The 19,619-nt window shown below is 70.3% G+C and carries 14 protein-coding genes; 9 read left to right on the top strand and 5 right to left on the bottom strand.

Annotated elements, in window-relative coordinates; translation table 11 throughout:
• Nucleotides 1-34: 34 nt before the first annotated feature.
• Together ACFV9M_RS15835 and ACFV9M_RS15830 are read left to right on the top strand one after the other, a co-directional pair.
• Nucleotides 35-889 carry a helix-turn-helix domain-containing protein gene (locus ACFV9M_RS15835; protein ID WP_385074175.1) on the top strand — a complete coding sequence of 285 codons (855 nt, stop codon included), beginning with the start codon at nucleotides 35-37 and terminating at the stop codon, nucleotides 887-889.
• Nucleotides 886-1,122, top strand: a complete 237-nt coding sequence (locus ACFV9M_RS15830; protein WP_385074177.1) for a DUF397 domain-containing protein — start codon at nucleotides 886-888, stop codon at nucleotides 1,120-1,122. The genes ACFV9M_RS15835 and ACFV9M_RS15830 overlap by 4 nt, the downstream gene beginning before the upstream one ends.
• 57 nt (nucleotides 1,123-1,179) lie before the next feature.
• Here ACFV9M_RS15830 and ACFV9M_RS15825 read toward each other — a convergent pair whose 3' ends face one another.
• The 4 genes from ACFV9M_RS15825 to ACFV9M_RS15810 all read right to left on the bottom strand — a co-directional run bounded on the left by ACFV9M_RS15825 (nucleotide 1,180) and on the right by ACFV9M_RS15810 (nucleotide 9,890).
• A complete protein-coding gene (locus tag ACFV9M_RS15825; protein ID WP_385074180.1) occupies nucleotides 1,180-4,362 on the bottom strand; it encodes a type I restriction endonuclease subunit R in 3,183 nt (1,060 codons plus the stop codon).
• Nucleotides 4,359-5,630 (bottom strand): restriction endonuclease subunit S, encoded by a 1,272-nt coding sequence (locus ACFV9M_RS15820; protein ID WP_385074182.1) that lies wholly within the window; start codon nucleotides 5,628-5,630, stop codon nucleotides 4,359-4,361. Before ACFV9M_RS15820 ends, ACFV9M_RS15825 begins: the two co-directional genes overlap by 4 nt.
• Nucleotides 5,627-7,618, bottom strand: coding sequence for an N-6 DNA methylase (locus ACFV9M_RS15815; protein WP_385074185.1), 1,992 nt, complete (start codon nucleotides 7,616-7,618; stop codon nucleotides 5,627-5,629). The genes ACFV9M_RS15820 and ACFV9M_RS15815 overlap by 4 nt, the downstream gene beginning before the upstream one ends.
• A gap of 106 nt (nucleotides 7,619-7,724) precedes the next feature.
• Nucleotides 7,725-9,890, bottom strand: a complete 2,166-nt coding sequence (locus ACFV9M_RS15810; protein ID WP_385074188.1) for an N-6 DNA methylase — start codon at nucleotides 9,888-9,890, stop codon at nucleotides 7,725-7,727.
• A gap of 250 nt (nucleotides 9,891-10,140) precedes the next feature.
• Between ACFV9M_RS15810 and ACFV9M_RS15805 the strand changes: the two genes are divergently transcribed.
• The 5 genes from ACFV9M_RS15805 to ACFV9M_RS15785 all read left to right on the top strand — a co-directional run bounded on the left by ACFV9M_RS15805 (nucleotide 10,141) and on the right by ACFV9M_RS15785 (nucleotide 16,504).
• Nucleotides 10,141-11,373, top strand: a complete 1,233-nt coding sequence (locus ACFV9M_RS15805) for a hypothetical protein (RefSeq protein ID WP_385074190.1) — start codon at nucleotides 10,141-10,143, stop codon at nucleotides 11,371-11,373.
• 231 nt (nucleotides 11,374-11,604) lie between these two features.
• Nucleotides 11,605-12,228 (top strand): hypothetical protein, encoded by a 624-nt coding sequence (locus tag ACFV9M_RS15800; RefSeq protein WP_385074193.1) that lies wholly within the window; start codon nucleotides 11,605-11,607, stop codon nucleotides 12,226-12,228.
• 480 nt (nucleotides 12,229-12,708) lie between these two features.
• Complete coding sequence (locus ACFV9M_RS15795; RefSeq protein ID WP_385102460.1) at nucleotides 12,709-14,778, top strand: DUF4041 domain-containing protein; 2,070 nt, start codon at nucleotides 12,709-12,711, stop codon at nucleotides 14,776-14,778.
• Nucleotides 14,779-14,823: 45 nt separating this feature from the next.
• A complete protein-coding gene (locus ACFV9M_RS15790) occupies nucleotides 14,824-15,240 on the top strand; it encodes a hypothetical protein (RefSeq protein WP_385074198.1) in 417 nt (138 codons plus the stop codon).
• A 148-nt stretch (nucleotides 15,241-15,388) separates the two neighbouring features.
• A complete protein-coding gene (locus tag ACFV9M_RS15785; RefSeq protein ID WP_385074201.1) occupies nucleotides 15,389-16,504 on the top strand; it encodes an ADP-ribosylglycohydrolase family protein in 1,116 nt (371 codons plus the stop codon).
• A 70-nt stretch (nucleotides 16,505-16,574) separates the two neighbouring features.
• Here ACFV9M_RS15785 and ACFV9M_RS15780 read toward each other — a convergent pair whose 3' ends face one another.
• Nucleotides 16,575-17,333 carry a tyrosine-type recombinase/integrase gene (locus ACFV9M_RS15780; RefSeq protein ID WP_385074204.1) on the bottom strand — a complete coding sequence of 253 codons (759 nt, stop codon included), beginning with the start codon at nucleotides 17,331-17,333 and terminating at the stop codon, nucleotides 16,575-16,577.
• Nucleotides 17,334-17,599: 266 nt separating this feature from the next.
• On the opposite strand from ACFV9M_RS15780, the gene ACFV9M_RS15775 reads away from it, so the two are divergent.
• Complete coding sequence (locus tag ACFV9M_RS15775) at nucleotides 17,600-18,112, top strand: GNAT family N-acetyltransferase (RefSeq protein ID WP_385074226.1); 513 nt, start codon at nucleotides 17,600-17,602, stop codon at nucleotides 18,110-18,112.
• Between the two features lie 6 nt (nucleotides 18,113-18,118).
• Nucleotides 18,119-19,618, top strand: a complete 1,500-nt coding sequence (locus ACFV9M_RS15770) for an ABC transporter substrate-binding protein (RefSeq protein WP_385074207.1) — start codon at nucleotides 18,119-18,121, stop codon at nucleotides 19,616-19,618.
• Nucleotide 19,619 lies beyond the last annotated feature (1 nt).

The raw sequence follows: 19,619 nt of genomic DNA, 5'->3' as shown, positions 1-19,619 counted from the left end.
ACCTGGCGGTACGCAGGGGAGAGGCGGCAAGACGGTGACCGTACGGGACGAAGAAGCGGGGCAGCGGCAGCAGCGGCGGCCGGAGGACGATCCGGGTTCGGGTGTCGTGACCGCGTTCGGGCGGCAGTTGAAGCTGCTGCGGACGCGGGCGGGGCTGGAGCGGGCGGAGTTCGGGAAGCGGGTGGGGTACTCGGCGGACACGGTGGCGTCCATTGAGCAGGGGAGGCGGATTCCGCAGCCTCAGTTCATCGAGCAGGCGGATGAGGTGTTGGGGGCCGGTGGGGTGCTCACGGCGCTGAAGGAGGAGGTGGCGAAGGCCCAGTACCCGGCCTTCTTCAGGGACGCGGCGCGGCTTGAGTCGGAGGCTCACGAGCTCTTTCTCTACGCGGTCCAGGCAGTCCCGGGGCTTCTGCAGACCGAGGAATACACACGGGCCCTGCTCGCCATGCGGCGACCGTTGCTGGATGAGGACACGATTGAACAGCGTGTCTCAGCACGACTGTCGCGGCAGGAGACCTTCGCTCGTTGGCCGGCACCACTGGTGAGCTTCGTCATCGAAGAGGCCGTGTTACGCAAGCCGTTCGGCGGCAGGGCCGTACTGCGCGGAGTGCTTGAGAACATCCTCTTGATCGGACACCGACGCAACGTCGAGATCCAGGTCATGGCGAACGACCAAGAGGACAACGCCGGTGTTGATGGCCCGTTCACGCTGATCACCCCGAAGAAGGGCGAACAGATCGCGTACCTGGAGGTACAAGGTCGCAGCATCCTGGTCACTGACCGGAACGAAGTACGGTCCATCTCAGCGCGTTATGGGATCATCCGAAGCCAGGCTCTCACTCCGCGAGAGTCCCTGGGATTCGTAGAGAAGGTGCTGGGAGAGCTATGAACACGGGTGAGTCGTGGCGCAAGAGCAGCTACAGCACAGGCAATGGCGGCGAGTGCGTCGAAGTCGCTTGGATCAAGAGCAGCTACAGCGGCGCGGAGGGCGGCGAGTGCGTCGAGGTCGCCGGGACCGGCGAAGCCGTCTGGGTACGTGATTCCAAGCGGCCTGTAGAAGCCAGGCTGTCCTTCAGCGTCGAAGCATGGGGCGGCTTCGTGCGGATGGCCGCCGAGCACTGAACGGGCGGACGTGAGGCGAGCGGGCCCGGTACGCACGTCGTACCGGGCCCGCTCGCCTCAGAAGTCGTCCAGCCCTTCCTCCCGGCGGATCATCCGCCAAGCGGCCCGGCGGGCGCTGCGGTCGAGGTTGGACTTGAAGTCCCGGTCGGCGCCGAAGTACCGCTTGCCGAGGGTGTCGATGGTGGATACGTGATCCATCATGTTCTCCTCGAACTTCTTGTCCCAGACGATGCCGAAGTTCTCCTCGTCGTTGACGAGGGCGGCGGCCCGGACCTTCGGGTCCTCCTTGGTGGCGTTGAAGGCCGGGAGGACGTCCTCCTCGCTGAACTCCGTGCCGAACTTGGCGTTGAACCTCTCGATCAGCTCGGACAGCAGTGACTTCTCGGCGTCCTTGGCACCGCCGACGCCGTCCCCGAAGCCCTTGAGCTCGGCCGCGCCCTCGGGGTTGAGGGAGACGTCGTGCTCGCCGGTCTTCTCCACCCGCAGGTGACTGAGATCCACCTCGCCTATGTCGACTCCGCCGTCCGCGAGCCGGGGAAGCCGGTTGAGCAGGTAGCGCCCGTAGAGGTACAGGCGTTCCAGCTCGGCGTCCTGGTACGGGACGATCTGCGCGAGGAAACCGTACTTGCGGACGTAGTCGTTGAGGTTGGCGCGGAAGTCCTCGGCGGTCTCGACGTCGTCCTCCTCCTCGCTCTCCAGGAGGGCGGTGAAGCGGATGACGGCGGGGGAGAGGAGCCGGTACAGCTCGGCGTGCAGCTTCTCCCACTTGGACTGTGAGCCGGCGGCCTTCTCCTGCGCCGCCAGGTACGCGGCGACGAACTCGTCCATGTCCTGCTCGGAGATGACCGGGGCGGACATGACGCGGCTCTGCGCCGTGTAGAGCAGGTTCGGGTCGGAGGGCAGGGTGTGCGCCTCCTCGAAGTACGGGCGGAAGGCATCCTGGATGTCCTCGGCCTCGTTGACGAAGTCCAGGACGGCCAGGTCGGCCTGGGACTTGCGTTCCGCGGTGCGGTTGAGGCGGGACAGGGTCTGCACGGCGGCGATGCCGGTCAGCGTCTTGTTGACGTACATCGTCGTCAGCAACGGCTGGTCGAAGCCGGTCTGGTACTTCTCGGCGACGACCAGGATCCGGTACTCCTGCTGCCCCTTGCCGCCGGCCTTCGCTGCCTTGTCGTCGGCGCGGGTGTAGCCGAACGCCTTCGGCAGCGCGCTCTCCGAGAGACCACCGTTCTCCTTGCTCTCGGTGGTCTCCTCGCCGTCGATGGTGAGGGACCCGGAGAAGGCGACCAGGACACCGAGGTCCGGGTACTTGGTGTCGTAGTCGCGGTCAGCGATGTAACTACGGATGGCACGGGCCATCTGCACGGCGGAATGGCGGGACGCCGTGACCACCATGGCCTTGGCCCGGCCACCGAGCCGGCCGCGGGTGTGGGCGACGAAGTGCTCGACGATCACTTGGGCGTGCTGGGACACGGTGTGCTCGTGCATGAGCGCGAACCGGGCGAGCAGGCTGTTCGCCTTGGAGGGGTCGACCTCCTTCTCGTCGTGGTTGAGGTTCGCCAGCTTCCAGTACGTGTTGTACGTGACGTAGTTGCGCAGGGGGTCGAGGATGAAGCCCTCCTCGATGGCCTGGCGCATGGAGTACGTGTGGAAGGGGCGGTAGACGGGCTTGCCGTTCTCCACGCCCTCCGTGCCGAAGAGTTCGAGCGTCTTGGACTTGGGCGTGGCGGTGAAGGCGAAGTAGGAGAGGTTGGCGGCGCGGGAGCGTTCCACCGCCTTCGCCTTCAGCTTGTCGTCCACGGTGACCGTGGTCGCGCCCTCGTCGTCCGAGTCCGCGTCCAGGCCGAGGTCGCGTAGGGCCGACTTCACGGCGGTCGCGGCGTCGCCGGACTGGGAGGAGTGCGCCTCGTCCACGATGATCGCGAAGCGGGTGCCCTTGATCTCGGTGGGGTTGCGCTTGATGTAGTCGAGCAGTGCCGGGAACGAGTGCAGGGTGACGGTGACGATCTTCCCGGTGTCCCGGGAGAGGGCCCGGGCGAGCTGCTCGCTCTTCGCCCCGTGCTTCTCGTCGACCTTCACGACCAGGCCGTCGGTCTGCGAGAAGCTGCCGACCGTCGCCGAGAGCTGTGCGTCCAGCGCGCGGCGGTCGGTGATGACGATGACCTTGTCGAAGACCGGCTCACCGGGCTTGATGCGGCCGTCGGCGAGGGCATCGGGGTTGAGAACGTGCGGATCGCGGCGGGCGTGCAGGTCGCTGAGGCGGTGGGCCAGCCAGCCGATGGTGTTCGACTTGCCGGAGCCGGCGGAGGCCATGACCAGGTAGTTCTGGCCGGCGCCGTGTACGGAGGCGTGCGCGGTGAGCTTGCGGACCACGTCCCACTGGTGGAAGCGGGGGAAGATCGTCGACTTGGTGGTGCCGCCGCCGGGCGTCTTGTGCTTCTGCTGGTGCACGAAACGCTGGAGGAGGTCGAGCCAGTTGTCCCGCTGCCAGACCTGTTCCCAGAGGTACGAGGTGGCGTACGTGCCGTGGGCGGTCGGTTCCGGGTTGCCGGCCCCGCCGGGCTGGCCGGGGCCGTTCGAGCCGGTGTTGAAGGGGAGGAACCGGGTTGCCTTACCGCGCAGTTGGGTGGCGACGAAGACCAGGTCCGGGTCGACCGCGAAGTTGGCGATCACGCGACGCGTGAAGATCAGCTCGGTCGGGTCGCGGTCCGTCCGGTACTGCTCCTTGGCCTGCTCGACGCCCTGCCCGGTGAGCGGGTTCTTCAGCTCGGCGGTGGCGACGGGGATGCCATTGAGGAACAGGGTCAGGTCGAGTTCGTGGCCCCAGTCGGCCTGCTTGGTGGCGTACCGCAGTTCCCGGACGACGGTCAGGCGGTTGGCCCGGTAGCCGTCGAGGACCGAGTCGGCGGAGACGAGGTTGGGCTTGAAGTAGGCGACGCGGAGGCGGACACCTCGGTCCTTGACGCCGTTGCGGAGGACGTGGAGGAGGCCGTCATCTGCGATGGCCCGGTCGAGACGCTGGGCAAAGCCTCGCTCGGCCTCGTCGGAGTTGCCGCCGTAGACGGTGAGGAGTTCGCTCCACTCGTCGGGCTGGGTTTCGCGGACGAACTCGTACAGCTCGTCGGTGTCGAGCCCGAGGTCGGCCTTGTAGTCCTTGGGATCGGCCTCCCGCCAGCCCCGCTCGCACAGAGCGGCGACGATGGCGGACCCGAAGGAGGACTCGTCATGCACGGGGCTCATGCGGGTACTCCTTCGGTTACGTTGCGACCGCTGGCGGTGGATACGTCGAACTGGCCGGTTACGGCGGCGGTGATGAGGGCTTGGCGGCGCTCCTGGAGGATGGCCACCTGATTGTGGAACGCATTCTCCAGATGGCTGGTTTGCCGAGTAGCGGCCTCCAACCGTGCGACTCGCTCCTTCTGCTCGTTGAGCTCTGGTACCGGCAGAACGAAGGATCCCACCTGGCCGGCGCTGATCACCTCTTGTGCGGCCCCGTACTGCGAGAAGGAGACCTGCCCCTTACCCGATGCGGAATTGAAGAAAGTTTCGAGGTATTTCGGATATACCCCTTCGCTTCTTCTGAGGATGAGAACCGAAGCGCAGTTCGACTTATTGAACTCGTCCCCGACCATAGCGGCGCGGCCCGCCGTGGCGCCTGCGCGGACAACGAGTACATCTCCAGCGAACACCTTGGAGCGCCGGTGAGCCTCGTTGTCCTCTTCCGTCATGAATTTCATCCCGTTGGATGAAATGAAGCCTTCTCTGACGTTGAATCCGTGAATGAAGGGGACTCCCGACTCGGAGAAGAAGTGTGACGGGTTGATCACGACACCGACATTGATCGCCGGAATCGCTCGCCGTAGGGGTAGAATTTTCCAAAATGGATTTATTCTGCCCAGAACGGGATGTTCTAGTCGGTCTGCTCCGTCGTACGTCACGCACCTCGCTTTCAAAGCCGCCTGACGGTCTCGCAGAAGTTCGATCTGTGCTTTGCGAGACTGGATCAGTCCGTCTATGTGGGCGGTTTCGGCGTCGAGGAAGTCGGCGATACGGCGCTGTCTCTCGAGTGGAAGCAGCGGCATGGGGAGGTTGCCGATTTCGCTCGGATTGATGGCGGGGTAACTGACTCCGGTGGACCGGGCTACAACGTCGTCGATAAAGGGTTGTGAGCGGCAGTAGTAGGCGAGGAATCGACCATCGGCCAGCGGTCCTGCTTCCAGCACGGCGAATCCGGTCGAAAACACCAGCGGGTCGCGCGTCTCCGGTACGGTGCCGATAGCGCGTAGGTACGTCCGGACGGTGGAAATCGCCACCGAACCCGCTGAGGCGAGACGCCTGGCGCGGGATGGTGCCTTGGCGAAGGTGATATCGTCCTCTGGTACCGTGACATTCCCCAGGGAATCCACTGCGGAGATGTCGACGTAGCGGAACCTGAAATCCGGATCTGTGTCTTCCGGAAGTGTCTGGCGGTTTATCCTAGCAATGTCCTTGATGCGGTAGGAAGTCATTCCGTGACCTCCCCAAGGAGCTCCTGAATGCTTGCCTCCAACGCCTTCAGCTCCGCGTCGATCTCCGTCAACGGCCTGGGCGGCTTGTACACGTAGAAGTGCCGCGTGAACGGAATCTCGTACCCGACCTTCGTCTTGCTGTGGTCGATCCAGGCGTCTGGCGCGTGCGGGTAGACCTCCCGTTTCATGTGTTCCTCGACGTCCTCGACCAACGGCACATTCTCGTAGTCCCGCAGCTCTGTGTCCGGTTCGGGCTGTGCCTTGACGAGTTGAACCTCCCCCTCCGGGGCCCGCACCCCGATCACGTCCCGCAGCGCCTTGTTGAACGGCGCTCCCGTCGGCCACGTCCCGCCGGCCTGCACCACCGCGTCCTTCAACGCGAGCCAGGCCTCCTGCTTCGTACCCCAGCCCGTGCCCACCAGGGACTTGCAAGCGTCCGCCAGCGCCGAAGCCTGCGGCAGCTTCTGGATGACCTTGGACGCTTCCAGCGCCGCCAGCGTCTCCTCCGTCACCTCGAACCGCAGCTTCAGCGGACGCTCGACCGTGATCCGCTGGTAGCCGAAGTCCTCGTTCCAGAAGACCTTCACCTTGCCGTGCAGCGGGTGTTCCGCATCGCCCGCTACGGCCAGCGCCTCGCCGTACAGCTTGACCACCGTCGCGATGTGGTCCTTGCCCAGCTCTTTGCGCTTGTCGCCCAGCGACTTCCGCATCTTCTGCCACTGGTCGCGCGCGTCCAGCAGCACGACCTTGCCCTTGTGGTCCGGGTTCTTCCGGTTGGTCAGGATCCAAAAGTACGTCGAGATGCCGGTGTTGTAGAACAGCTGGTCCGGCAGGGCGACGATGCCCTCCAGCCAGTCGTTCTCCAGGATCCAGCGGCGGATCTCCGACTCGCCCGAGCCGGCCGCGCCCGTGAAGAGCGGCGAGCCGTTGAAGACGATCGCGATGCGCGAGCCGCCCCCGCCGTTCACGTCGACCGGCTTCATCTTGTCGATCATGTGCTGGAGGAACAGCAGCGAACCGTCGTTGATGCGCGGCAGCCCCGCCCCGAAGCGGCCGGCCTCGCCCAGTGCCTTGTGCTCGTGCTCGACCTCGTCCTTGACCTTCTTCCACTCCACGCCGAACGGCGGGTTGGCCAGCATGTAGTCGAAGGTCTTGCGGGTGTGGCCGTCGTCGGAGAAGGAGTTGCCGAAGGCGATGTTCTCCGGGTTCTGGCCCTTGATCATGAGGTCGGAACGGCAGATCGCCCACGACTCGGGGTTGAGCTCCTGTCCGTACACCTCCACCGTGGCGTCCTCGTTGAACTCGGTGATGAGGTCGTCCATCGCGGAGAGCATGCCGCCCGTGCCGCAGGCCGGGTCGAGGACCGTGCGCACCGTACCGGGGAGCTGGAGCGCGTCACCGTCCGGGGCGACGAGCAGCCGCACCATCAGCTGGATGACCTCGCGCGGGGTGAAGTGCTCACCGGCCGTCTCGTTGGACTGCTCCGCGAAGCGGCGGATCAGTTCCTCGAAGATGTAGCCCATGTTGTGGTTGGGCACGACCTCGGGGCGCAGGTCCAGGTCCGTGAACTTGCCGATGACCTTGTAGAGGAGCCCCGCGCTGTCCAGCCGCTTGATCTGCTGGGCGAACTCGAAGCGTTCCAGCACGCCCCGCGCGTTGTCGGAGAACGCGCCCACGTACACCTGAAGGTTCTGCGCCGCGTTCTGCGGGTCGTCCGCGATCTTCTTAAGGGTCAGGCCGGACTTGTTGTAGAAGGAGTGGCCCGCGGCTCGCCGCAGGAAGCGGTCCGGGTCGATCCCGCTGTCCTTGTGCTGCTCCGCGATCTCCGCAACCTTCTCGCGCGTCGGCTCCAGCACGCACTCCAGGCGCCGCAGCACCGTGAACGGCAGGATGACCTTGCCGTAGTCGGACTGCTTGTAGTCCCCCCGCAGGAGGTCGGCGACGGACCACGCGTGGTTCGCCAACTCCGTGTGCTTACTGCTGTTCAACTGGATCCCCGGATTCCTTCCGAAATGTCCCAACCCCACCGCCCGAGCCGATTCAGCAGGCCGGGACGGTCCGACAAGTGTGGTCTATGTGTGAGGGCCTGCGTGCCTAATGGGGCGAGTCGTCACCCCGGCCACGCGCCTCCGCTGTCTCCCGTGAGGGCAGTAGCTGGCCCCCGGTCAGCCCGCCCGCCAGCAGCCGTGCCGTCTCCTCCGCCAGCCGCGTTGCCCGCCGCGCCTCCGCCCGCAGCTCGTGCACGTGCCGGAACGCCTCTCCGTACCGCCGCTGCTCCTCCAGCGGCAGCAGGGGTACGCGCAGCCGGCCCGGATTCACCGTCAGGACCGTGCTGCCCGTCGACGCGCCCGCGATGTTGTCCTCCGCGCCCATGAACCCGGCCAGGAACCAGGCGTCCAGGCGCTTCGGGTCCGGCCGGAAGAGGTGGACGTGGGGGCCGAGCAGCGCGCCGGCGTCCTCTTCGCCCGCGACCCGGGCCATGGGGCCGGCCCCGCTCGCGACCGCTCGGACGAGGACGTCCCCGGCGGCGATCAGAGGGGTCACGACGCTGCGCAGCTCCGCCGGGTCGCCCGTGGGACCCGAGCCGCGCGCGATGTCCGCGCCGGTGAGGACCGGGCGACCCCCGGTCTCCTCTGCCTCGCCCTCCGCGCGGGCCCGCGCACCTTCCGGCACCGTTCGCAGCAGGGTGAGCGCCCCACCGCGCGCGAGGTCGGCCACCGTCGCCGTCCGCCACTCGCGTGCCGTGGCTCCAGCGGCGTTCCAGTCCTCGTGGCCGGCCGTCCGCGCGAGGGACTCCGCGGCCTCGACGAGGTCGCGGCGGGCGGCGTCGACCTCCTCCGCCAGTTCCGCCGGATCGACCTCGGCCCGTGACGCCCGTACCAGCCGGGCCGGGGTCAGGTCCACCACGTCGTCCAGCAGGTCCACCACACCGACCGCGTGCGCGACACCGGGCTCGCCCTCGAACGTGTCCGGATTCTCCGTGAACGCCTGCCACGCGCCGAGGACCCGCGCCGTGAGCCCGGCCCAGTCCAGGGAGGCGGACCGCCCGGCGCCCCGGGTGTGCGCGGTGCCGCCGCGTCCGGCGGTCGCCGTCGGCGTCTCCGCCGTGTCCACGAACAGCACCGACTTGCGCTCCGGACCACCCGGCTCGGGCCGTTGCAACACCCAGATCTGGAGACCGACGTGCAACGGCACCGACGCGCCGACCGGCAGTGCGATCACCGCGCGCAGGGCCCCGCTGCGGACGAGCTCCGCCCGTACCCGGCGCCCCGACGCGCGGCCCGCCGTGGCCGGCGGCAGGATCAGGGCCGTGTGGCCGCCGGAGGTCAGGTGGGCGAGCGCGTGCTGCACCCACGCCAGTTCCGACTCGGCGCGGGGCGGGACCCCGTACGCCCAGCGAGGGTCGTACGCGAGCTCGTCGTGCCCCCAGTCGCGGACGCCGAACGGCGGGTTGCACAGCACCGCGTCGGCGAGCAGGTCGGGGAAGGCGTCCGCGCGGAGGCTGTCGGCGGCGCGGACGGTGACCGTGGCCCCCGGAATGGTCAGCATCAGGCTCACGGCGCTGCGCCGGGCCTGCACCGGAAGCGTGTCCTGGCCGTACAGCTCGCGGGCACCCCGGCGGGCGGCGGCCGCCAGGAGGGTGCCGCTGCCGCAGGCCGGGTCGAGGACGCGGGCGGGGGAGCCGGGGATCAGGAGCGCGAGCAGGTCCGCGAGCTGTGGGGGCGTCCGGTACGCGCCGGACGCGGCACTGTCCTCCAGCTCCCGCTCCGCCAGCACACCCAGCGCCGCCTGCCCGCCCTCGTCCCGTACACACGTGTACAGCGCGCGCAGCACCGCCGTGTCACCCGCCCCGAAACGGACGACGTCCGCGCCCGGCACGACGTCGGCCGCGGCGGACGCCTCACGCTGTGCGCGGGCGACGAGGTCCGCGTCCGGCAGCCGGGTGGCGGCCGTCAGCTCCTCCGGCGCGCAGGCCGCCGCCGCGAGGACGAGGAGCAGGAGATCCGACGTGCCGCCGCCCTGCGCGTGCAGGCGCAGGGTCGTGCGCAGTTCTTCCGACGGGCTCGACGCCGAGGTGTGGCCGCGCGAGGCGAGCCAGGCGCGGACGGACTCCAGGTCGTACAGCGGACTGCTGTCCGTGCCACCGGACGGCGAGGGGAAGTCCTCGTGCCGGCGGCGCCAGTTGCTGACCGTGGCGCGCGTGACCCCCGCGATACGGGAGATCTCTGCGGCGGTCACCTGAGCGGATGACGGTGGCATGGGCGGGATCCTGAGCCTCTCGGTAGCGGACGTCAACAACCTACAGCAGGCGTCAAATCTGTCAAGCCGTTTGACGGTGCTTTCGGTCTCGTGCTTACCTGTAGGTGCTTCCGGCGGGAAGCGGCCGTCCCGTAGGTCTGTGGCCGGGTGCGCCGTCGAGCCGTGCCGTTCCGCCGCGCCTTCCCGGCCTTCGGTCAACCGCCGCGAGCGCCGTCCGTGATCGTCCAGAACACACTCCGGGGGGAGTTCCATGCGCCTCACCATGCCGACCGGCGTCATCGAGGGGACCCGGCTCACCGTCATGCCGTTCCGCGACGACGCCGTCGTCGGAACGATGTCCGTGCCCACGCTCGTCCAGCTCGTGCCGTCGCCGCGCGCCGAGGAGGACCCGAGGAAGCTGAAGGCCGCCTCCGGTCTCGTGCGCCGTCACGCCGAGCTGCGGGCGACCGTGCAGCGGACGCTGAAGTCGTCGCAGAAGGGCAGGAACGTCGGGCCGTACGCCGAGTACATCGCCGCCGGCCTCAAGGGCGAGCTGGGCGCCGCCTGGTCCACCCCGCCGATCACCCTGTGGCACGCCGGACCGCTCGCCGCCGTCAGCGACGAACTCGTCCCCGGCAGCGGCCTGCGCACCCTCACCGTCGCGCCGGGCACGATGGTCGTCGCCATCGACGGCGAGACCCAGACCACCGCCTGGCACGACCTGTACGACGACCCCGAGACGTATGGTCTGACGTACCCCGAACTGGCCCGTGTGCGCGTCCCCTTCGAGCTGTACGTCGGTCTCGCGCCGGCGGACGCGCGGCAGATCTTCTACGACCGCAACGTCCAGGGCGTGGCCGTCGCCAAGAACCTGGCCATGTCCATGGACCAGCGTGACTTCGGCACCCGGCTCGCGCACCTGGTCGCCGACTCCGTGAAGGTCGACGTCGACGGGCAGCGGGTGCCGTTCGGCAGGCTGGTGAACTCCAGCAAGCGGCAGGTCGCGGCCGGTGACCGCGAGGTCGTCACCCTTTCCGCGCTGCGCGCCCTCGTCGTCACCACCCTCTACGGCAGGGCCGGCCTCGCCCGCTCCGCCGAGTCGGTGCACGAGGACGAACTGCCCGCCGGGGTGCCGGCCGAGGAGGCCGAGGCCGTGGTCGTGCCGCTGCTGGCGCGGCTGATCTCCGAGCGGTTCCCCGCCTTCGCCGCCCGCAGCGCCCTCACCGCGCCCGCCGTGCTCGCGGGCGTGGGCATCGCCGTCCACCACACCCTGCCGTGGAGCGAAGCGGCCTCCCGCATCGACGCCGACGACCTGGACCGGCTGCTCGACGGCATCCGTTGGGAGCGCGAGGCGGCCTACTGGGACGGCGTCGCCGCCAAGGCAGGCACCTCCGGCCGCCTCAACTTCAGCGGCGGCGTCAAGGACTCCGGCGGCCGCGTCGCCGACGCGATCCTCTACCCGGCCACCGAGGCCGGACGACGGATCCGGGGACTGAGGGCCTGACAGGGCCTCGCCTGACCGGGACGTGCCCGACGGACCGCGCCCCGACCGGGCGGCTCGCCTCCTCCGGTGCCCGCGCGCCCGCAGACCGGGCACGGAACGGCCGGCCCGCGGGCCGCCGGCCCGGCCCGGCCCCGCGGAATACCGACAGTCCGCGGAGCATGCCGACCGCGAGCAACCTGCTGAACTCACCGAACGAATCCCGAACCGACCCTCGCAGAACGGAGCTCCACCATGACCGCTCAGCCCCCGAACCCCGGCAGTTTCGGTCCCTCTCCGGCTTCCGGCGGCCAGGGCACCCCGCCGGGCCACGGCCCGCACCACCAGAACCCCTGGGGCGCGCCGCCCCCGGCGTTCCCGCCGGGCCGGCCCGCCGCCTCGGCTCGCCGCAGAGGCCGGCTCGTCCACGGCGTCATTCCCTTCGTGGCCCTCCTCGTCGGAGTCGGCATCGGTTCGAGCGGCGAGGACGGCGAGACGGACGGCGGCACGTCCGGGACCAAGGCCGCCCCGGGACCGACGGTGACCGTCACCCAGGCGGCGAAGGGTGGGGCCGAGCCCGGTCCCACCGTCACCGAGACCGTCACCGCCCAGCCGAAGAAGACCGAGAAGCCCGGCCCGGCGATCAGCTTCTCGGGCGAGGGCGAGTACCTCGTCGGCGAGGACGTCAAGCCCGGTACCTACAAGACGGCCGGCGCCGAGGGCGACTTCGGCTGCTACTGGGAGCGCGCCAAGGACGCCAGCGGCGAATTCGACTCCATCATCGCCAACAACAACCTGGAGGGCCCGGGCCGCGTGACCCTCAACGACGGCGAGTACTTCAAGACCAACCGGTGCCAGGAATGGACGAAGGTCGGCTGAGCCGCCGTCGGACCGCCGGATACCGGCCGCCGCGTGAGGGCGGGCTGCGGGCGTGTCAGGTCCGTCGGCCGGTGACGGACCGGGCCCCGGTCGCATCCGGGGCGACCTCACACCCGTCGGTCTCCTCGGCGTTCCGCACGCTTCGAACAGCTCCACGGTGAGGACGAGGCCGCCGATGCGGAGCCCCGCGATGCTTCCCGAGGCGATGGATCAAATATCCGACGCAATCAAGGTTTTCATGCTGTTGGAGGTAGATATCATCACCGATGCCACAGACGTGTTCCCTGATTTTCCTGGGGAGGGTGTGGGCCGCCGAAGCGGCGCGGTCACAAGGGCGCCGGACCCGGATCCGGCCCCCGAGGCCCCCGCTTCCCCAGCGCAGGCCCCGCCTGCCCGCGCACCCGCACGCCTTCGTCGGGAACAGGGCCTGACGCGCTCGCACCCGTGAGCACGCCAACGATCGACAGAAAGCGAACTCCCTTGTCCGTACACTCCCGCCGACCCGACGTGGACGCGGCAGCAGCCGCGATCAAGGGCATCTGGTTCCCGGTCAAGGGCTCGGTGAAGAGCCTTCCCGAGGTGCTGACCCCCGATGAGACCGTGCAGGCCCTCGCCGTCGCCCATCACGACGGCGTCCTGGGCGTGCTGGTCCTCACCGACCGCCGCGTCCTGTTCCGGGCGCAGGGCTGGGCCGGCCAGCGGCTCGTGTCGCACGCCCTCGGCGAGATCACCGACCTGCGCTGGGCGGGCGGGCTGGGCCAGGGAAACCTCACCCTGTTCGTCGCCGGGTGGTCTGCGGAGTTCAAGAACATGGACAAGCGGGACGGCCAAGCCCTCACCGACCGCTTGCAGCAATGGCGCCAGTGGTACGCGCAGCAGACGGGCCAGGCCGCTCACCCCGTGTCAGGGCAGCCGATCGCCGGGCCCGCACCTGCCACGGGACAGCCGTTCCCCGGGCCCGCACCTGCCACGGGACAGCCGTTCCCCGGGCCCGCACGCGTCCCCGCGCAGCCGTTCACCGGCCACACCCCCGTCCCCGCGCAGCCGTTCACGGCCCCCGCGCCTGCGCCGTACGCGCCGGCCGCCCCCGCCGCCACCCCCGCACCACAGCCCTCGTCCCCGCCCTCCTCCGGCGGCGGACTCTTCGGCCGTCGGCGCCGGGAAGCGGAGGCCGAAGCCGCCCGCCTGAGCGAGGAACTGCACGCCAGGGCCGCGGACGCCGAGGCCCTGCGGGCGGAGAACCAGCGCCTGCTCGCGGAACTGACCGCCCTCGCCGGCGCAGACGCGGTCCGCCTGGTACAGGAGACCGAACGCCTGCGCCGCACCCACGCCGAGCACCTGGCCGAGGTGCGGCGCATCGACACCGTCCTCGACGCGAAGGTGGAGGCGGCCGCCGAACGCGCCGAGACCGAACTCGGCGGCACCCGACAGCGACTGCACGACATGGAGGTGCAGGCGCAGGAGGCCGAGCGCCGGCTGGCCTCCGCCAGAAGCGGTCTGGTCGTCACCGACGACCTGGCGCTGTTGCAGGAGGCCGGCATCTACGAGTACCGCCACCCGCTGGCGGACGCGGTGGCCTACAAGGCCGAACTCGACCGCCTGAAGGACCAGTACAAGACGCTCACCAAGAACGGGCGGGCGGTCGTCGGGGTCACTGATTGGATGGTCAACGGCTCCGCCGCCGAGGGACGCCGCATGGTGCGCGACTTCTCCAAGCTGATGCTGCGCGCCTACAACGCCGAGGCCGACGCCGCCGTGCGGGGCATGAAGCCGCACCGCCTGGCCTCCCTCGTCGACCGGTTGGCGACATCGCGGGAGACCATCGCACGGCTCGGCAAGACCATGCAGATCCACGTCACCGACGAGTACCACCGGCTGCGGGTGCGCGAACTGGAGTTGACCGCCGACCACCTGGCCAAGATCGAGGAGGAGAAGGAGCGGCGCCGCGAGGAACGGGCGCGGCAGCGCGAGGAGGAGCGCCTGGAACGGGAGATCGCCCGCGAACGCGCCCGCCTCGACAAGGAGCGCAACCGCCTCGTCCTGGCCCTGGACCGGGCACGCTCCGCGGGGCAGGCGGACCCGGCCCAGATCGCCGAACTGGAGCGCAAGCTCGGCGAGATCGACGCGGAGGAGCAGGCCATCGACCAGCGCGAGGCCAACCGCCGCGCGGGATACGTGTACGTCATCTCCAACATCGGAGCCTTCGGCGAGTCCATGGTCAAGATCGGCCTCACCCGCCGCCTCGACCCCATGGACCGCGTCAACGAACTCGGGGACGCCTCCGTGCCGTTCCGCTTCGACGTGCACGCGCTGATCTACAGCGACGACGCCGTCGGTCTGGAACGCGCCCTGCACCAGGAGTTCGAGGACCGGCGGGTCAACCGGGTCAATGCCCGGCGCGAGTTCTTCCACGTCACCCCGGTCCAGGTCCGTGACGCCCTCGCCCGCCACGCCGGGCAGCACCTTCTGGAGTTCCACGAGGAGCCGGACGCCCCGGAGTGGCGGGCCGGCCTCGCCGCCGCAGTCCCCCAAGGCCGACAGCACCGCTGATCACGTACCCTCCGGTTACCTCCGGACCACTTCGAGGAGTTCACCGTGCCACCCCGTTTCGAGACCGCCCGCTTCCACGTCGAGTCGGGCCCGGCCTCCCTCTTCACCCGGGTCCGCCACATCCTGCGCGAACCCGTGCGGCTGAAGGCGCACGGCAAGCACGTGACCGAGCGGCTGCGGGAACGGGGCGCGTCACTGGACGAGTTGACCCGCTTCGACCCGGCGGGCTGGGAGCTGGTGTCGGCCGAGGTGCGCACCGACACCGGCAAGTGGGTGAAGTCGACCTGGCGGGTGCGGGCGGACGAGCGGGACTGGTGGGTGGTGGTCGGGCTGGGCAACGCGCTCGTGACCGTCATCGGGGTGGATGCGGGGCGCCGGGGAACGGGTGAGGGCATCGTCACCGAAGGACCCCTGTACACAAGGGTGGACGCGGTCAACGCGGAACTGATGCGCGGCGTGTGACGGCTGCCCGGGGGCGGCCCGTGGGTGCCGGCCGCCGGCCTCATCACGAGCGACCCCGGTCGGCCGGCTCCGGATACGCTTGCACAGAACCTGTTCCAGTTTCTCCAGTGCTTACCTCTGGCAAGTCGCGACGAGAGAGGCGGTTGCCTTGCCCTCCGAAAAGGATCACCGAAGGGAGTTCCTCACGCGGCAGTCCCGGGTGCGCGGGATGCTGCTCGGGCTGGCGATCGGGGACACCCTGGGAGCGGCTGGGGGCAAGGTGCCCGTCGACGGCCCGCTGAGGGCCGGGGTCAGCACCCAATTGGCCTGCTTCACCGTCGAGGGCAGCATCCGCGCGATCGTCCGCGGAAGTCACAAGGGAATCTGCCATCCGCCCTCGGTGATCCTGCACGCCTACTGCCGTTGGGCGGCACTGCAGGGCATCGAGACGGAGAGGATGCGCCGCCGCTGGACCGTCGGCGCCGCCGACACGGTGTGGCCGGACGGCTGGCTGACGGGGGTGCCCGCGTTGGCCGAGCGGCGAGGCAGCGCACCGGCGACGGTCGCGGCCCTGTCCCGCATCGAGGAAGGTCAGGAGCGCATGGCCACCGGGAGCAGGGGCTGCCACGCGCTGACCCGGTCCCTGCCGCTTGCCGCGGTCGGGCCGGGAGCGATCGCGCAGGCCGGCGAGATCGCCGCCCTCACGCACGGCGACCCTGCCGCGCGGTCCGCCACCGTTCACGCGACGGCGCTGCTCCACCACTGCCTCACCCACACACTCGGGGAGGGGGACCACCCGAGCGCTCTCGCGCCGTCCACGACGGCGGTACTGCAAGAGGGCATCGCCAGGCTGTCGTCCGTTGGCGGGACGGACGACGGTGACGAGCTCGCCCGTCTGTCGGCGGCGCTCCGGGACGCTGTCGAGCAGCCCGCGGACCTGACCCGGCTCGCACGGCTCGCACCGGACCCCACCGCGCCCTCGGCGCTGTTCGGCGGCCTCTACACCGCCGCTTCCTTCCCCGCCCGCGCGGACATCGGTGCCGCGCTGCACTTCGCGGCGGCCGCTCCGGACGGCGACTCCGTCGCCTGTGTGACCGGCGCGCTGCTGGGCGCCGTACACGGGGCCGACGCACTGCCCGTCGGCCTGGTGAGCCGCCACGAACTGGCGTGGGTGCTGGACACCCTGGCCCGCGACCTGCTGACCGAGCTGACCGATTCGCCCAGCGGCAGCGAGTACGTCCCGGGCTGGGATCCGCACTGGTGGAGTCGCTACCCCGGTTGGTGAGTCGGCCGCCACGGGCGCCGGCATCCGCTGCGCACCCCGCCGGTGGCTGTGCGGTCGGAAACCTGCCCGGTCACTGATCGCACATCACATCAGTTCCTCGGTGTGGCCACGTGGTGATGGCCGTCCGCAGCACCCCCGTCTCCTCAGCCACCCCCCGCAGCAGATCCGAGAAATACCGCCGCGGCACCCTGGTGCCGGCGCGCGCCGTGAAGAGAGGGCCGCCGCGGGCGGTGTCGCGAGGCGGGTGGCGGCGTGTCAGGTAGGCGCCGACGGCGTCGCGTACGACGGGTGGGAGGGGGACCAGTCGGTGGCCGCCTCCCGGTTCCGGCAGGCGCAGGGTGTCCGGGCCGCGGGCGACGTCCCTGTCGGAGACGAGGTCGTCCAGGGTGAGCGCGACGAGCACACCGGAACGCAGCCCCAGACCGAGTTGCAGATAGCCGCAGGCGCGGTCCTGGCTCGTCCGCCGGTCCACCGCGGCCAGGAGGACCGCCGTCTGCCAGGGGTCGAGGGCGCTCGGGGTGAGCTGGGCGGCGTTGGTGAGGCGGGGACGGCGGGCGGCGGGGTTGTAGACGACCGCGCCGTGGGCGAGGGCGTAGGAGTAGAAGGAGCGTGTGGCGGAGACGCGGCGCGCGGTGGCGCTGTGCGGTGCCCCCGGGCGGTGGGCCCACAGGGCGATGTGCTGGGCGGCGACCTTGTCCCATTCGAGAGACGTGTGACGGCAGGTCCGCAGCCAGTCGGACGTGCTCGCGCGGTACGCGCCGCGCACGCGCTCGGGGTATGTGACCGACGCGAGCCACCCCGCTGCCAGTTCCTGCGGATCCCAGCCCACGTGCGTGCCTCCTGGCGTGTACTCGGCGTCTGGAACGGGACCACGCTAGCCAGGCCGGGGCCGGCGGCGAAGGGCGTCGTCACTCGATCGGGTGGCCGCCCGGCCGGCCGCTTCCGCGGGTGAGGTGTGGCCACCGTCATATCCGTGAGCGCAGCGGAGGTGATCAAGACGTTCCACTTAATGCATATGATGTGCAAGTGCATGAGTATCGCGAGTACCGGGTAAGGCCCGCCCGCCCCCACGACCTCGACGCCGCCCGCGCCGTCATGCTGGACACCGTCTACCACGACTTCGGCAGCGGATACGTGCCCCGCTGGCACGGGGACATCATCGATCCGGCCGCCGCGTACCTGGTGCCGGAGCGGCACACGCTGCTGGTCGCGGTCGACGGGAACGGTGAGGTCGTCGGGACCGGGGCGCTGGACTCGCGCGGTCCCCTCCACCCGCCGAACCCGCGGCATGTGGCCGAGCGCTACCCCTGCGGTGCGACCGCGCAACTGCGCCGGATCTACGTCCGCCCCGGGCACCGCCGGCGCGGCATCGCCCGGCGGCTGGTCGCCGAGCTGCTCGCGTTCGCCGTCGCGGACGGCGGATACCGGGCCGTGTACCTGCACACCGACCCTGCCGTGGAGGGCGCCGAGGGGTTCTGGCGGTCGGTCGGCACCGTCGTGCACGACGAGCGCGAGGATCCCGGCGGCGGACAGGGGATCGTGCACTTCGACGTCCCCCTCGACGCCCTCCTCCCCTCCGCCGTCTCCCCCCACCTCATAGGCCGGTAAGCCCCCATGCCCTTCCTCCGCCGTCCGCGGCTCCTTCCCGCCCTCCTGCTCACCCCGCTGCTCGCCGGCTGCTTCGCCTCCGGCGGCGACGGCGGCGGGACGGCCGACGCCGAGAACGGCTCCCGGCTGCGGGTCGCCCTCGCCTTCCCGCCCGCCGAGAACTTCTCCCCGTACGGCGCCGACGCCACCCTCCTCAGCCGTCTCGGTGTCACCGAGGGCCTGACCGCCCTGGACGCCAACGGCGCCGCCGCCCCCGCGCTCGCCTCCTCCTGGCGCCGCGAGGACGACCGCACCTGGCTGTTCACCCTGCGGGAGGCCGTCTTCCAGGACGGTACGGAGGTCACCCCGGCGGCGGTCGCCGCCGCCCTCACCCACGCCACCGAGGCCGAGCCCGCCCCGGCCGCCCTGTCCGGCGTGACCCTCACCGCGAAGGCGGACGGCAGCACCGGCGTCCGCGTCACCACCGGCGCACCCGACCCCGTCCTGCCGCTGCGCCTGTCCAGCCCGAGCCTCGCCGTCCTCTCCCCGAAGGCGTACGAGGAGAAGGACGCCGTCGATCCGGTCGGCACCGCCACCGGACCCTTCCAGCTCACCGGGGTCGACGGCAGCACCAGCGCCGGCCTGGACCGCTTCGACGACTACTGGGGCGGCCGCGCCCAGGCCTCCGGCGTCGACGCCCGCTTCATCTCCGACGGCACCGCCCGCGCCAACGCCCTGCGCACCGGCGAGGTCGACATCGCCGAGGCGATCCCGGTCTCCCAGGCCGCCGCCCTCGACGCGGACACCCGCGAGGAGACCGCCACCACCCGCACCACGAGCCTGCTCCTCAACAGCGAGTCCAAGGTCTTCGAGGACGCCTCCCTGCGCGCCGCCGCCCGCGCCGCCGTCGACACCCCCGCCCTCGCCAAGGGGGTCTACGAGGGACACGCCGACGCCGGCACCGGCGTCTACGGACCGGCCGTCACCTGGGCCGAGGGCAAGCGCGTCAAGCCCACCGGGCGCGCCACGGCCGGTGAGCCCGACGGCGCCTCCATCACCCTCGCCACCTACGACAACCGGCCCGAACTCCCCGAGGTCGCCCAGGTGGTGAAGCAGCAGCTGGAGAAGGCCGGGTTCAAGGTGACGCTGGAGGTGCGCGAGTACTCGCGGCTGGAGAGCGACGCGCTGGCCGGAGAGTTCGACGCCTTCGTCGGCGCCCGCAACAGCCTCCTTGACACCGGTGACCCCGTCTCCCTCCTCGCGAGCGACTTCACCTGCGACGGCGGCTACAACCTCGCCCTGCTCTGCGACAAGCGAGTCGACCAGGCCGTCAGCAAGGCCCAGGCGGTGGCCGACACAGACGAGCGGCAGGACGCCGCCATGGCCGCCGAGGCCGCGATCCTCGCCACCGACACCGTCGTGCCCCTGGTCCACCAGCGGGTCATCACCGGCGTCGGCACCTCCGTCAGCGGTGTGCTGCTCGACCCCTACGAGCGCACCCTCGTCGGCACCGGGACGCGGCGCTGAT

This window comes from Streptomyces sp. NPDC059895, from assembly GCF_042731035.1.
GTDB lineage: Bacteria > Actinomycetota > Actinomycetes > Streptomycetales > Streptomycetaceae > Streptomyces.
Note: the sequence above shows the minus strand (reverse complement) of the source record. Positions and strands in the feature narration are given on the sequence as shown.